Origin of the sequence: Nonomuraea soli (assembly GCF_013761175.1) — a bacterium.
In the GTDB taxonomy this organism is placed as follows: Bacteria; Actinomycetota; Actinomycetes; order Streptosporangiales; family Streptosporangiaceae; genus Nonomuraea; species Nonomuraea soli.
The window spans coordinates 355,471-369,745 of record NZ_JACDUR010000006.1 but is presented as its reverse complement, the minus strand read 5'-3'; the positions used below and the strand labels follow the sequence as shown (position 1 = coordinate 369,745).

The 14,275-nt window shown below is 71.4% G+C and carries 12 protein-coding genes; 3 read left to right on the top strand and 9 right to left on the bottom strand.

From position 1 onward, the window contains the following. Window positions 1-34 precede the first annotated feature (34 nt). Genes HNR30_RS29895 through HNR30_RS29875 form a run of 5 tightly spaced genes read right to left on the bottom strand, consistent with a single transcriptional unit; the run spans window position 35 to window position 6,883 of the window. Window positions 35-1,132 (bottom strand): DegT/DnrJ/EryC1/StrS family aminotransferase, encoded by a 1,098-nt coding sequence (locus HNR30_RS29895; protein ID WP_181613399.1) that lies wholly within the window; start codon window positions 1,130-1,132, stop codon window positions 35-37. Beyond that, the gene (locus tag HNR30_RS29890; RefSeq protein ID WP_181613398.1) at window positions 1,129-1,845 is read right to left on the bottom strand and encodes an amidohydrolase family protein; all 717 of its coding nucleotides are present in this window, start codon (window positions 1,843-1,845) and stop codon (window positions 1,129-1,131) included. The genes HNR30_RS29895 and HNR30_RS29890 overlap by 4 nt, the downstream gene beginning before the upstream one ends. Beyond that, window positions 1,842-2,492: an amidohydrolase family protein gene (locus tag HNR30_RS50340; RefSeq protein WP_181613397.1), complete on the bottom strand. Its 651-nt coding sequence runs from the start codon at window positions 2,490-2,492 to the stop codon at window positions 1,842-1,844. The genes HNR30_RS29890 and HNR30_RS50340 overlap by 4 nt, the downstream gene beginning before the upstream one ends. A 10-nt stretch (window positions 2,493-2,502) precedes the next feature. Further along, a complete protein-coding gene (locus tag HNR30_RS29880; RefSeq protein WP_181613396.1) occupies window positions 2,503-4,467 on the bottom strand; it encodes a PQQ-binding-like beta-propeller repeat protein in 1,965 nt (654 codons plus the stop codon). After that, entirely contained in the window at window positions 4,457-6,883 is a 2,427-nt protein-coding gene (locus HNR30_RS29875; RefSeq protein WP_181613395.1) for a ligand-binding sensor domain-containing protein, read from the bottom strand. The genes HNR30_RS29880 and HNR30_RS29875 overlap by 11 nt, the downstream gene beginning before the upstream one ends. A 75-nt stretch (window positions 6,884-6,958) precedes the next feature. On the opposite strand from HNR30_RS29875, the gene HNR30_RS29870 reads away from it, so the two are divergent. Genes HNR30_RS29870 through HNR30_RS29860 form a run of 3 tightly spaced genes read left to right on the top strand, consistent with a single transcriptional unit; the run spans window position 6,959 to window position 10,307 of the window. Beyond that, the gene (locus HNR30_RS29870) at window positions 6,959-7,678 is read left to right on the top strand and encodes an amidohydrolase family protein (protein WP_181613394.1); all 720 of its coding nucleotides are present in this window, start codon (window positions 6,959-6,961) and stop codon (window positions 7,676-7,678) included. Further along, window positions 7,675-8,394: an amidohydrolase family protein gene (locus HNR30_RS29865; protein ID WP_181613393.1), complete on the top strand. Its 720-nt coding sequence runs from the start codon at window positions 7,675-7,677 to the stop codon at window positions 8,392-8,394. The genes HNR30_RS29870 and HNR30_RS29865 overlap by 4 nt, the downstream gene beginning before the upstream one ends. Then, window positions 8,391-10,307 carry an NHL repeat-containing protein gene (locus HNR30_RS29860; RefSeq protein ID WP_181613392.1) on the top strand — a complete coding sequence of 639 codons (1,917 nt, stop codon included), beginning with the start codon at window positions 8,391-8,393 and terminating at the stop codon, window positions 10,305-10,307. The genes HNR30_RS29865 and HNR30_RS29860 overlap by 4 nt, the downstream gene beginning before the upstream one ends. A gap of 35 nt (window positions 10,308-10,342) precedes the next feature. Here HNR30_RS29860 and HNR30_RS29855 read toward each other — a convergent pair whose 3' ends face one another. From HNR30_RS29855 to HNR30_RS29840, 4 genes are all read right to left on the bottom strand, one after another. Then, window positions 10,343-11,182, bottom strand: coding sequence for a dihydrodipicolinate synthase family protein (locus tag HNR30_RS29855; RefSeq protein ID WP_181613391.1), 840 nt, complete (start codon window positions 11,180-11,182; stop codon window positions 10,343-10,345). Between the two features lie 11 nt (window positions 11,183-11,193). After that, window positions 11,194-12,060 (bottom strand): carbohydrate ABC transporter permease, encoded by an 867-nt coding sequence (locus tag HNR30_RS29850; RefSeq protein ID WP_181613390.1) that lies wholly within the window; start codon window positions 12,058-12,060, stop codon window positions 11,194-11,196. Further along, window positions 12,057-12,911, bottom strand: a complete 855-nt coding sequence (locus HNR30_RS29845; protein ID WP_246379573.1) for a carbohydrate ABC transporter permease — start codon at window positions 12,909-12,911, stop codon at window positions 12,057-12,059. The genes HNR30_RS29850 and HNR30_RS29845 overlap by 4 nt, the downstream gene beginning before the upstream one ends. Window positions 12,912-12,985: 74 nt before the next feature. After that, window positions 12,986-14,239 carry an ABC transporter substrate-binding protein gene (locus HNR30_RS29840; protein WP_181613389.1) on the bottom strand — a complete coding sequence of 418 codons (1,254 nt, stop codon included), beginning with the start codon at window positions 14,237-14,239 and terminating at the stop codon, window positions 12,986-12,988. Window positions 14,240-14,275 lie beyond the last annotated feature (36 nt).

Below are 14,275 nucleotides of genomic sequence, written 5' to 3'. Positions count from 1 at the left end.
AATAAGGGTCATGACCGGAATCTAGAGCATGGAATCAGGTTTCGGCTAGGACCGTATTTAGGTTCTCAGAGATCTCGCAGGCGCGACCCGGATCGGCCATCAGGATGTTCTGGCGGATCCACACGACAGAACGCGCGGCCTCCTCGGCGGCGGGGCAGTCGGTGACCCGCGCGCCCGCCTCCACCAGGGCGGGCATCGACCCCAGGGCCGGGTATCCGCCGTCGAACACCGGCGACCCGAGCACCCTGGCCTTGTCCACCGATGGATCGAGCCTGAGCATCAGCAGGTGCCGCGAGTCGCGCGTGGTGCCCTCCGGCCGCGGCACCCGCTCGACGGGCAGGCCGTCGAGGTCCAGGGCGTCGCAGAAGGCGTTGCGCCGGTCGATCTCGTCGTCGAGCCGGTCCAGCCACGGCAGCAGCAGCGCCGCCTGGATCTCGGTCAGGCGCAGGTTCCAGCCCACGTTCGGATGGCCGTACCAGGCGCCGCAGAGGCCGCGGCCGACGTTGCACACCGACCAGACGGCCTCGTGGACCGATTCCTCGCGACAGGTGATGAGACCGCCCTCCCCCGCCGTCATCGCCTTGCTCGCCTGGAAGCTGTAGACGCCCGCGTCGCCCAGCCCGCCGACCGGGCGATCCCGGTAGGTCGCGCCGTGCGCCTGCGCGGCGTCCTCCACGACGGCCAGGCCGTGACGTGCGGCGAGGGCGTTGAGCTCGTCCATCGGCGCGGGGCTTCCCGCCAGGTGCACGGGCATGATCGCCGCCGTGCGCGGCGACAGCGCCGCGGACACCGCCTCGGGCGACAGGTGCAGGTGGACGGGGTCGACGTCCGCGATCACCGGGACGGCTCCCGCGAGCAGGACCGAGGTGGCCGAGGCGACGAAGGTGTAGGCGGGCACGACGACCTCGTCACCCGGCCGCACCCCCAGGCCCTTCAGCGCGGCGAACAGGCCGAGCGTGGCGTTGCCGACCGCCACGCCGTACGGCACGCCGGACCTGGCGGCGAAGGCGGCGGTCAGCCGCGCGACCACGTCGCCTCCCTGGGTGGCGCCCCACAGGCCGCTCTCCAGCACGTCGTTGACCAGTTTCCGCTGCGCGTCGTCGAGGGGCGGCGGCCATGCGGGCCAGTTCATGAGCTCAACTCCAGGATGCGGGCGAGGTTGCCGCCGAGCACCAGGGCGCGGTCGGCGTCGGAGAGCGGGGCGAGCGCGACCCGGCCGTAGCCGACGCGCAGGTCGAGGAAGCAGGCGTCGGAGCCGTACACGACCTTTCGAGCGCCCGCGAGCTCGACGAGGCGGGCGATCCAGCGGCCGGTCGCCTTCGAGCCGCAGGTCTCCAGGTAGAGGTTGGGGTGCTCGCCCGAGAAGCGCGCGGCGCGCGCGAAGCCGTACGGCCACAGCCCTGAGTGCCCCATCAGCAGCGGGATCTCCGGGTGGCGCCGCGCGACCTCGGCGAACTGCGACGGGTCGCTCCAGGGCGAGTCGGTCTGGCCGTGGGAGAGCACGGGCAGGCCGAGCTCCCAGACCGGCTCGTAGCGGGGGTCGTCCAGGCGGCACTGGTGCACGTCGGGGTGGATCTTGACGCCCCACACGCCCTCGGTGACGAGCGGGGTGCGGTGGTGGGGGTTGTAGACCTGCCAGACGCCGAACCTGCCGGGGAAGTCCCTGGCCGCGGCCAGGGCCAGCTCGTTGCCGGCGACGGCGTCGGGGCCGACGGCGAGCAAGTGGCTGATGCCGATCATGTCGATGCCGACGCGGTCCATCAGCTCGACCATGCCGGCGGCGGTCGGTTCGGGGATGAGGAAGTCGGGCCAGCTCCCCAGATGCCCGTGCGCGTCGATGATCACAGCAGGTCACCCCCGGAGGCGATGAGCTCGATGTCGTCCTGGGGCAGGTCGAGGTGGTCCAGCAGGAAGCGGGGGCCGCAGTCGTCCATGACCGGCGCCCCGGTGCCGAACACCAGCCGCCGCGCCCCGAACCGCCCGGCCAGCCACTCGACGCCGCGCTGGGTGTTGACCGTGCCGATCTCCAGCCAGACGTTGGGCGCCTCGGCCATGAGCTCGGCGACGGCGCGCAGGCGCCGGTAGCCGGGGTTGAGCACCAGCAGTTTGGGGACCTCCCCGGCCAGGCGCAGGAGCTGGCCGGGCGAGCTCTCCTCCAGGTCGACCGCGACCGGCACGCCGAGCGCGCTGACCGTCCGCAGGGCGGCGGGGCCGGTGAGATCGAAGCGGTGGCGTTCGGGGCACAGCCGGACCATGACGCCGCGGCTCTCGCAGAAGCCCGGCACCACGACCGGCACCGGGATCAGCCGCGGGTCGTCGATCCGCCGGAGGGCGTCGTTGCCCGCCTGGGGATCGTGGTAGAGGCTGAGCGTGTGGGTGACCAGGGCCTGGTCGATGCCCAGCCGGTCGAGGTCGGGCCGCGGGTCCTCCGGCAGGTCGTCGAAGGGATGCGGCCCGATCAGGCGATGCGCGTCGAGCACGAGTTTCGGCACAGACCGAAACCTAGCTTTGGGCGGCGGGGATAGTCAAGGCCGGGCACCCGGGGTCCAGCCGGACCTTGGCCAGGTCACGGCCGATGATGGTCCAGGCGTTCCACGACCCCGGCTCGAACTGCAACTGGGGAGCGGTGTGCCATTCGTCGCCGAGCCCCGTGGCCAGGAGCCTGGCCTCCTCCCCCAGTTCGTAGGCGTTGCCGCCGCCGAAGAAGGTGGAGGTGAACAGCCGTCCCCTGTGATGCTGGAGCTCGCCGTGGCCCGAGAGCAGTCCCTGGCGGACCACGGTCCTCGTGCGCGGGTCGAAGGCCGCCCAGGCGCCGAGCACCCGCTTGTAGACCGCGTAGACCAGGCCGTCGTGGACCTTGAGGTCCTGGAAGGTGCGGTGGCCGGGCAGCGGCTCGGCCTCCCACAGGACGCTGCGGGTGCGCAGGTCGAAGGCGGCCAGCGCGGCCGTGGTCCTGACCGGGGTGCCGCCTCCTCCGAGCACGTCGCCGCCGAGGTAGACGATGCCGTTCGGCGAGTCGACGGCCAGCGTCATGAGGCTCTGGTCCCGGATGACGTCGTGGTGGACCTCCATGTGGCCGGTGTCCGGGTCCACGATCGTCAGCGCGCCCTTGAGGTTGGCGCCCGTGGGAGCGGAGGCCACCAGGAGAGTGTCGGTGACCGGGTCGTGCTCGATGTCCCAGGGCCTGGACTGGCCGTGCCCGATGGTGCCCAGGGTGCGCACCTCGTCGGTGCGCACGTCGATGGAGATGACCTGGCCCGTGGGGTACATCGCGGCGTAGACCTTGTTGCCCCGGCGCGTCATCGCCTTCGGCTCGCCGACGACACGGATGCGCCGCCGCTCCCCGGTGCGCAGGTCGAGCACCTCGACGGCGAAGTGGCCGCCGATGTAGAGCGCCCGGTTGGGCACCAGGAGCATGCTCTGCACCCGTTCCGCGCCCGCGGGGAAGCCGATGTCGAGCAGGTCGTCGGCCCGGGTCGCCCCGGTGGCCAGGTCGAGGGTCCACAGGATGCCGCTGCCTGACAGGCCGGTCAGCGTGCCGCCGTCCAGGTGGAGCAGCCGGGTCTCCTCGCCCACGGCGGGCGGCGCGGCGACCTTGGTGAGGGCGGTGTCGCCGGTCCGGTAGCGGAAGAGCGCGCCGTCGGGGCGGGCGGTCAGGTAGACGCCGCCGTCCGGCGCGGGGGCGAAGGCGTCGATGGCGCCCGCCCCGGAGGGGATCGTGCGCAGGTCGGTGCCGTCCTTGCGCACGTCGAGCAGGGACGAGCCGCTCGACGCCAGCACCCGCTCGCCGTGCAGGGCGATCGTGCCGACCGCCCCCGGCCCCTGGGCCAGCTCGCGTACGGCTCCGCTGACCCGGTCGACGGCCATCAGCCTGGTCTTCTCCAGCAGGCCCGCGTAGACGGTCGTGTCGTCGGCGGCCACCGCGCGTACGTAGTGCTCGCCGGAGACCAGCACGCCGTAGCGGCGGACCGCGCCCGTCGAGGGCTCGTACTCCCACACCCGGCCGTCGGAGGAGGTGCCCAGGTAGAGGGTGCCGTCCGGGGCGGCGGCCAGGCTCCAGACGAAGCCGCCCTGGGCGCCGAAGGAGCGGATGTGCGTCACCTGGCCGCTGGCCAGGTCGAAGCTGTACAGGTCGGGCACCGGGTAGGTGCCGATGTAGAGCTTGCCGCCGGAGACCGCGGTGGCCCAGCCGCCCTCCGGCTCGCCGGCCGCGGGGCCGTCGGGCAGCGTCGCGGTCCTGGTCACCTTGCGGGTGGCCAGGTCGATCTCCGCCACGACCGGCGGCTTGGGCCCGCGCGAGACGACGTAGGCCCTGCCCTCGTGGACGGTGGCGCCCACGATCGCGCCGGTCGTGGAGGCGGTTCCGTAGGTCTGGTGTCCCGGAGGCTCGCAGGCGGTGGCGGCTTCGGCGGGCGAAGCCGTCAGCAGCGCGGCCAGCAGGGGGATGACGGCGAACCTAGAGCGCATAGCGGTACAACCTTTCGCCGGCCTTGTAGTAGAGGTGTCCGTAGCGGTCGGCCGTCAGGCCGTCCATGCCCGCCACGGTGTGCAGCACGGTGAGCGTCTTGCTCGCCTTGTCGATCCTGAAGAGCTGGTCGCCCAGCGTGCCGTAGACGGCGCCATCGACCTCCAGGAGGACCGCGTCGCGGAACGCCCTGCCCTGGTTGTTGACGTAGTCGGGGTCGGCCAGGACCCTCTTGACCGTGGGATAGGTGCCGGTGGCCGGGTCGAAGACGAACAGCCAGCCTCCCGACATGCCCCAGAGCAGGCCGTCCACCTCGGTCAGCGCGGTGATCGCGGTGCGGGCGGTGATGGCGGCGGGCAGCGGATGGGTCCTGATCTGGGTGCCGTCGTAGGAGAACAGGGTCGCCTCGGCTCCCGGCAGGTAGACGGGGGTGACGCCGAGCGCGCCGCGGGTGGAGGTGCCGCCGTAAACGCGGCCCGCGGCATAGGCCAGGGAGACGATCGCCTGGCCGGGCACGGCGCAGATCGTGGTGCCGCCGCTGCCGGCCTTCCAGATGGTCAGGCCGCCGCTGCGCTTGCCGTACTTGGGCACTCCGCCCATGTAGACGGTGCCGTCGGGCGCTCCGGCCAGCGCGTACGGGCGGTCCTGCGGCGGTGGTCCCTGGTTCTGGCCGCAGTCGTGCTCGATGTCGCCCGCCTGGCCGCCGGTGTACAGCAGCGCCGGCGGCCAGGTGCCGGTGTACTGGTAGAGCTTGGACGACGGGTAGACGCCGATGTAGAGCTTGCCGTCGAGCGCCTGGATGCTGTCGGTCTGGTGCAGGCCGTGGAGGGTCTCGGTGTCGGGCTTCAGGTCGTCGGCGTCGCCCTTGAGCGGGTTGTAGACGCCGGTGCCGCCGGTCAGGTAGCCGCCGGTGTAGATCTTCCCGTCGGGGCCCGCGCCGAGGGCGTTGATCGCGGCGGGCAGGATCGGGGTGCCGTCGAGGGCGTTGTTCGACCAGGCGCCGGTCGCCGGGTGATATTTCAGGATCTTGGTGCTGCCGGTGCCCGCTCCGAGCCCGGCCAGCGTGCCGTCGGCCAGCCAGGTGTAGCCGGTCACGTCCATCTCGGGCCGGACGGCGGTGGAGTTCACGGCCTTGGTGGCCAGGTCGTAGGAGGTCAGCGCGCCGTCCCGCAGGAACCAGACCTTGCCGTCGCGCGCGGGCGACAGGTGCAGCGCCGCGTCGGTGATCGTGGCGTCGGTGGTGGCGCTGTAGGTGCCGTCGCCGTCCGCGGTCACCGTGAGCACCAGCAGCGTGCCGTTCACCTGGGCGAACAGCTTGCCGCCCGTCCAGGTCACGTTGCCGACCATGGAGTTCACGCTGTACGGCTCCGGCAGCAGGTTGGACTTGTCGCCCGTGACGTTGTCGAACCGCACGAGCGCCGCGCTCTCGCCGCCGACGCCCAGGTAGGTGGCGTTGGCCTGCTCGTCGTGGTCGAGGGTGCGGACGTACTCCTCGTCGCTCCAGATCGGCACGCTGCCGATCGTGGTGAAGGCGCCGTTCTGGTACTTGAAGTAGCGGCCGTCGTTGTAGGTGCCGCCGTAGACCTTGCCGCCGGCTCCGGCGTCCAGGTCCCAGATGAAGGAGTGGCCGCTCTCGGCGCTGCCCAGGTTCGTCACGCTCGTGCCGCCCGGCGTGTAGCGGTAGAGCTTGGAGGCCGGGTAGGTGCCCAGGTAGATCGAGCCGTCGGTCGCGGTGGTCGCCGCCCAGCCGCCGGTCGCGCCCGGGATCGGCACGGTGCGGGTGACGGTCTCCGAGGCCAGGTCGATGACGGCCAGTTGCGGCGACGTCGCCGCGGTGCCGGTGTAGAGGGCGTAGGCCGTGCCGCCCGCGAACGTGGTGGCGTTGGGGACCGTGCTCTCGATCTGCACGCCCAGGTCGGTGACGTCCTTGGTGATCAGCACGTCGTCCCAGTAGGCGGTGCCGGTGTTGGCCACGCCCGAGTAGAGCAGGACCGAGACCCTGGCCGTGCCCGTGGGAGCCGTGCCGCTCACGCTGATCTCGCCCGACTGGGTGCCGGGGGTGTGGGCGCTGCCGAGCAGCGTGCCGGAGGCGTCGCGGAAGCGCAGGTACAGGTCGGCGGAGCCGCTGGTGATCCAGACCCTGGCGTGGGCGCGGTAGCGGGCGCCCGCCGTGGCGGGCAGGCCGGGCTGGCTCTCCCTGCCGTAGGCCTTGGTGGTGTCGAGGTCGTCGAAGCGGGCGACCGTACGGCCCTCGTAGGTCGTCGCGGTGACGCCTCCGGGGCTGTGGGAGCCGCTCCAGCCGGTCAGCCCGGCGTCGAAGTCGCCGTTGGCGACCTGGAGATCCGCCGCGTGGGCGGGGGCTGCCAGGAGAGCGGTGCCGACCGATAAGGCGATGAGGATTCTGCGGAGTCCGGCCACGGGCGAGCCTTTCACTCTTGCTCAATTATGGCCCAGACCGTAATCTTTCGCGCAGAAACCGTCAAGGGAGGATTCGTGTTCGACGCTGGGAATCTGATCGGCGAGCTGGAGGTGACGCTCGACATCGACGTGCTCGTCGGCGCCCATCCCGACAGGGACGTGCCGCGCCCCGTCCTCGACGTGCTGGGCGAGCACCCGATCCGCCACGCGGCGGCCGCCTCCCTGCGCGCCGCCCTCTTCGACGTGGAGTCGGGCAACGACGAGATCCTCGCACGCCGCGAGTTCACGCCCGTCGCCGCGGTGGACCTGCGCGACCCGATCGGGGCGGCGCGCGAGCTGGAGCGGGTCGCGGGCCTCGGCGTGCGGGCCGTGCGGCTCTTCCCCGAGGAGCAGGGCGTCGAGGCGGGCTTCCCCAGCGTGCGGCACGTCGCCCGGCGCTGCGCCGCGCTCGGCCTGGCCGTGCTCACCGGCGGAGACGTGCGCCGCTTCTGGCAGCCGCTGTCGGGCCTGGGCCTCGACGTCGTCTTCCTCGACACGCACTTCTACCACCTGGGCGACTTCCTGGTGGCCGCCCAGGAGGAGCCCGGCTTCCACACCTCCACCCGCCTGCTCAACTCCCCCGACGCGCTGGAGATCGCCGCCGCCGAGACGGGCGCCTCCCGGCTGCTGTACGGCTCGCGGGCGCCCTTCTACGAACCCCTGGTCCCCCTGCTGAGGCTGGCCACCAGCGGGCTGAAGCCCGACGAGGTCGCCGCCGTGGCCGGAGGCAACGCGAGGAGGCTGCTGCACCCATGATCATCGATGTGCACGCCCACTGGGGCCCGTGGTTCTTCACCATGGACGTCGCCGAGGCCAACCACGCCACCATGGACCGCTACGGCATCGACCTGGCCATCGTCTCGGCCACCGAGGCGGTCATCTACGACGCGCCCGCGGGCAACCGGGCGCTGGCCGAAGCGCTGACGGACCGGCTGTACGGCTACGTCACCGTCAACCCCCGCCGCCTGGCCGACGCCGAGCGTGACCTGGCCGCCTACCTGCCGACCGGCCGCTTCGTCGGCGTCAAGATCCACACCGACTACACGGGCTCGCCGGTGACCTCGCCCCAGATGCGCCGGGCGCTGGAGCTGGTGGCGTCGTACGGCGTGCCCGCGCTGGTGCACACCTGGGGCGCCTCCGTGCTGGACCTGGCCCGCGTGTGCGAGGAGATCGACGGCCTGCGGGTGATCGCCGGGCACATGGGCGCCGACGGCTTCCGCCACGCCATCGAGGCCGCCCGCGCCTGCGAGCGCCTCTACCTCGAACCCTGCTGGTCGCACTTCCCCGCCGGGCGCATCGCCGAGGTGGTCGCCGCGGTCGACCACCGCCAGCTGCTCTTCGGCACCGACGCCACCCTGATCGACCCCTCGTCCGCCTACGGGGCCGTCGCCGCGGCCAGGCTCGAGCCCGGCGTGGCCGAGCTCATCGCCTGGCGCAACGCCGCCTCCCTGTTCAACCTGGAGATCCCATGATCCGTCGCCGCCGCCTCCTCCAGCTCGGATTAACCGCGGGACTGCTGCCCGCCCTCCCCGCCCAGGCCGCCACGGCGTCGCCCGGAACGGTCACCGACCTCGGCCCGGCCAGCGTCGCCAGCCCGCTGGGCAACGGCGAGTTCGTCGGGAACGTGCTCTACGCCGGCTCGCGCGGCCTGTCACCCAACGTCGTCGGCGCCTACGACCTGGACGCCGACCGGGTGACCGCGCACTTCGACATCCCCACCGGCATCGGCGTCTGGGCGATGTGCAAGGTCGGCACCGACGTCTACGCGGGCACCCACTCCCGCTCCGACCTGTACAAGATCGACACGCTGACCGGGCAGGTGACCAAGGTCGGCTCCTACCCCGACCACTTCATCTGGACCATGGCCGCCTCCCCCGACGGCAAGGTCTACCTCGGCTGCTCCGAGCCCGGCCGGGTCTGGGAGTACGACCCGGCCACCGGCGCCAGCCGCGACCTGGGCCAGCCCGCTCCCGGCGAGGCGTACGTGCGCAGCATCCAGGCCGACGCCACCCACGTCTACTGCGGCATCGGCGCCAACGCCCACCTCATCGCGATCGACCGGGCCACCGGCGGCAAGCGCGACCTGCTGCCCGCCGAGGTCGCCGACCGCGACTGGGTCTCCAGCATGTCGATCTCCGACACCCACATCGCCGGAGGCATGAACTCCCTGGCCGAGCTGCTGGTGCTCAGCAAGGCCGATCCCAGCGCGTACAAGGTCGTCAAGGCCACCGCGCCGGGCGAGAAGTACATCGTCTCGGTGCTCGTCCACGACGGCTCCGTCTACTTCGCCGGACGGCCCACCGGCACCTTCTACCGCTACCACCTGGAGTCGGGCGAGCTGGAGGTGATCGGCGTGCCGTACTTCGAGGCCGCCACCCACCGGCTGCTGGCCCACGAGGGCCGGATCTACGGCGTGCAGGACAACGCCGTCTTCGTCTACGACCCGGCCACCGGCTCGCTGGAGTACCGCAACCTGGTGCAGCGCGGGCTCAGGGCCGCGCCGGAGGAGCCGATGTCGGTGCACTCCGACGGCGGGCGCGTCTACGTGGGCGGCAAGAGCGGCGCCGACATCCACGACCTGGCCACCGGCTCGGTCGTACGGCTCGGCATCCCCGGCGAGCCCAAGACCATGCTGACCCTCGCCGGCACCACCTACCTCGGCGTCTACACCCAGGCGGCGCTCTACTCCCACGTGCCTGGACAGCAGGAGGCCACCCTGCTGCTGCGCGCGGGCAACCAGCAGGACCGGCCGCGCGACCTGGCCTACGACGAGCACACCGGCCTGATCGTCATGCCCAGCCAGCCCGAGCCCGGCCACATGAACGGCGCCCTGACGCTCTACTCGCCGGGCACCGGCGACCGCGTGACCTACCGGCCGGTGGTCGAGCGGCAGACCGTGTACTCGGTCGCGACCCGGCGCGGCGTGGCCTACCTCGGCACCCTCACCCAGGAGGGCCTCGGCCTGCCCCCGGTGACCACCACCGCCCGGCTGGCGGCCTTCTCGCTGACCGCGCGCAGGCTGCTGTGGCAGGTCGAGCCGGTGCCCGGGGCCAGGTCCATCACCGGGCTGGTGAGCACGCCCCACGCCCTGTACGGCATCACCAACACGGGCGTGCTGTTCGAGTACGACCTGGAGGCCGGGGCGGTGACCAGGACGCTCAAGGTCAGCGCGCGCGGCGGAGACCTGGCCCTGCGGGGACGCACCGCCTTCACCGGCGACCTGGACGCGGTCTATCGAATCGACCTGCGGCGCTTCACCGCCACGACGGTCGTCTCGGGACTCGGCGGTCAGTGGTTCGGCGGCGAGCCGAAGCTGTCGCTGGACCCGTCGGGTGACCACGTGTTCGCGATCAAGGGACGCAACCTGGTGCGCATCACGGTGTGACGGGCCGCTTCACCGACCCCCATCCCCCGCCGAGGTCAGGCGGGGCGGTGGGGGTCGTACGCGTGCCCGGCCGGGATGCGCCCCTCCTGGGCCGCCAGGGCCAGCATGCGCCGCACGTAGCCCTCCATCGGCTCGACGAATGTCTGTCCTGCCAGCCGGTCGAGCTCCGCCGAGGCCGCCTCGAAGGCGCGCAGGTCGTCGCCGCGGAAGGCGCGCATCACCGCCGCCGTCACCCCGACCCGGGCGGCGGCCAGGCCGACCAGGGCCGCCTGCGCTCCCCACAGCAGAGAGGGGCCGAACATGCGGTCCTCCCCGGTGATGGCCAGGCGGCCGGCGGCGCGGGTGACGGCGATGGCGTCCTGGCAGGCCATGGCGTCCGACAGCAGGGCCACCTTCAGCCCGGCCACGCCGGGGTGGTGCACCAGCTTGTCGAGGACGGCGGGCGGGCAGGGGCTGGTGTAGAGATCGAAGGCGATCATGGGCAGGCCGGTGGCGCGCCACACCTCGTCGTGCTCGGCCAGGCGGTCGTCGGGCGACGGGAAGAGCATCACGCCGGAAGCGCCCAGCTCGGCGGCGGCCCTCGCCTGACGCTCCGCCGTACCTTCCGTCCCGCCGACGCCCACGACGACGGGGACGCCGAAGGAGACCGCGAGCTCGATGAGCTCGCCGCGCAGCCGCTCGCCGAGGAAGGGGCCCCGGCCCGTGTGCGCCAGGACGGCCAGTCCGTCGGCTCCGTCGTCGAGCAGCGAGGCGTAGTAGCGCCGCACCACGCCGAGGTCCACCTCGCCGCCTGCGGTCATCGGGGTCGCGGCCGCGGCCAGCAGCCTGCCTCGCAGCAGATCACGCAGCCGGGCGGCCGCCGGGGAGATGCTCATGAAGCGACAGACTATTTCAAGCCGGTCATCGCGATGCTGTTGACCAGGTACCTCTGCAGCAGGAAGAAGACCAGCAGGCACGGCAGCACGGTGATCGCCGCCGACGCCATGAGCAGCGTGATCTGCATCTCCTCGGTGCGCAGGATCGTCAGCCCCACGGTCAGCGTGCGGGTCGCGTCGCTCTGCCCGATGACCAGCGGCCACAGGAAGTCGTTCCAGTGCCACAGGAAGACGAAGACGCCCAGCGTGGCCAGGATCGGCTTGGTCAGCGGCACCACGATCGTCCAGTAGATGCGCAGCTCCGAGGCGCCGTCGACCTTGGCCGCGTCGAACAGCTCGTCGGGCAGCCCCAGGATGAACTGGCGCATCAGGAAGACGGCCTGGGAGTTGGCCAGGGTGGGCACGATCAGGCCCCAGAAGGTGTCGACGCCGCCGAGGTCGGAGACGAGGACGTAGGTGGGGATGAGGGTGGCCTGGAAGGGGACCATCATCGTGGCCAGGAAGGTCCACAGGACGGCGTCGCGGCCGGGGAATCGTTTCTTGGCGAAGGCGTAGCCGGCCATGGAGGCGGTGATGAGGATGATCACCACGGAGACGACCGAGTAGATCGCCGAGTTGGCCGTCCACTCCAGGAACCCGGAGGTCTCCAGGACCTGGAGCATGTTGTCGAGGGTCAGTCTCGACGGCCAGCCGCCCGGGACGGTCGGCTCACCGGCCGGCGAGAGCGCCACGATGAACATCGCCACGAACGGGCTGACCGTCAGCACCGACAGGACGGCCAGCAGCGCCACCAGCGGCCACGACCTGCCGGCCCGGCGGGGGCGGGCGGCGGGGGTGTTCGCCTGCCGTACGGCGGGGCGGGAGTCGGTGATCGTCATGTGTTCTCCCGTCCGAGCAGGCGGCGCTGGATGAGCGAGACGATCAGGATGATCGCGAACAGCACCATGCCGAAGGCCGCGGCGTAGCCGAACTCGAAGCCGCGGAAGCCCTTGTCGTAGATGGCGTAGATGAGGGTGTAGCTGGCGCGGGCGGGTCCGCCGCCGGTCATCACGTAGATGGTGTCGAAGACCTGGAAGCCGCTGATCGTCTCGATGACGAGGACGAAGAAGAGCGCCGGCTTCAGGAGCGGGAGCACGATGCTGCGGAAGCGCTGCCATGCCGAGGCGCCGTCGACCCTGGCCGCCTCCAGGTACGAGCCGGGGATCGCCTTCAGGCCCGCCAGCAGGATGAGCATCGAGTAGCCGAAGCCCTTCCAGGCGCTGACCAGGGCCAGGGCGGGCAGGACGAGCTCCGAGCGTTCCAGGAACATCACCGGGCCCAGGTCCAGCTTGGCGAGCAGGCCGTTGATCAGGCCGTTGTACTCATAGATCCAGCGCCAGATCACTCCGGCCAGCACGAAGCTGGTCACGTAGGGCAGGAAGAGCATGCCGCGCCACAGCCCGCGCATCGTCACGACCGCGTTGAGCAGGAGCGCCGTGCCCAGGGAGAACAGCACGGTCATCGGGACGTAGACGGCCACGTAGACCAGCGTGGTCTTCAGGCTGATCCAGAAGGTGGGATCGTCGAGCATCCGGGCGTAGTTGTCGAGGCCGGTGAACTCCCACTCGCCGCCGATGTTCCAGTTCGTGAGGCTCATTCCGGCCGCGCCCAGCGAGGGGAAGATCCGGAAGATCAGGAACAGCACCAGCATCGGCAACACGAACAGCAGCCCGGTTACCGGATCTCTCAAGCGTTGACGCACTTCGCACCTTTCAGGGGGATCCGGCCGGCGGCCCGTGCAGGGGCCGCCGGCCGGAGCTGAACTCAGCCGCCGCTGGCCAGAAGGGTATTGGCCTCCTGGGCCGCACCGTCCAGAGCGGTCTTGGCGTCTTCCTTGCCGAGCAGCGCCGCCTGGAGGTGGGCGGCGACGATGCCCATCACCTGGCGGGCCTTGGGGTGGGTGTCACCGGGGAAGGCGAACTCCAGCGACTTGGCGAACTCCGCGGCCGCGGGGGTCTGGCCGGGGATGGTGACGTCGGTGCGGGCGGAGAAGAAGCCCGACTCCTTGGCCAGGTCGGCGGCGACGGCGGGCGAGGACAGGTAGGCGGCGAACTTCTTGGCGGCCTCCTTGTTCTCCGAGTGCTTGGCCATCACCAGGCCGCCGGGGATGCCGAAGGCGACGCGCTTCCTGCCTTCGAGCGGCAGCCCGATGCCGACGTTCTCGTCGCCGATGACCTTGCCGAGCTGGACGGCCTGCAGGGCGGTGGCCGCGTGGTACATGGCCGACTGGCCGCCGGCCAGGGCGCCGCCCTCGATGTCGTTGCCCTTGGAGGCGGTGTTCTCCGGAAGCCCGCCCGCGGCCTTGAGGTCGAGCAGGAACTGCAGCGACTCCACGCCCTCGGGGCCGTTGAAGGCGACGGTCTTGCCGTCGGCGGCGAAGATGGAGCCGCCGTTGGCCCAGAAGATCGGGTAGAAGCTCTGGTTCAGCGACACCTCGGGCTTGCCCGGGTAGTCGAGGACGGCGACCTTGTTGGCCGCCAGCTTGGGGGCGGCCTCCTTGAGCTCGGCCAGGGTGTCGGGGATCTCCGTCACACCCGCGTCGGCGAAGAGCTTCTTGTTGTAGATCGGCGCCGTGATCGTCTGGTAGACCGGCACGCCGTACAGCTTGCCGTCGACGGTCAGGGCGGCGAGCGAGTTGGGCAGGTAGGAGGCCTTCTCGGCGGCGATGATGTCGTCGACCGGTTCGAGCGTGCCCTGCTGCGCGTACTGGGGGATCTGGTCGGGCCCGAGCACGACCAGGTCGAAGCCCTTCTTGGCGGCCAGGGCGGTGGTGACCTTCTCCTGGCGGCCCTCCCAGGGCTGCATGTCGATCTTCAGATCCACGGACGTGTTCTTGGCCTCGAAGTCCTTCTCGACCTTCGCCCAGAACGCCTGGCTCTTGGCCTGGTCCCCGATCACCGGGTACATCCAGAGCGTGACGGTGCTCTTGTCCGACCCGGAGCCGCTGCCCCCGGATCCGCACCCGGCGAGCACGATTCCCAGGGCGGCCGCGAGGCCGGCTGCCGCGAGCTTCCTCATCGGCGCCATCCTTTCCTTCATAATACCGGTCCTGAC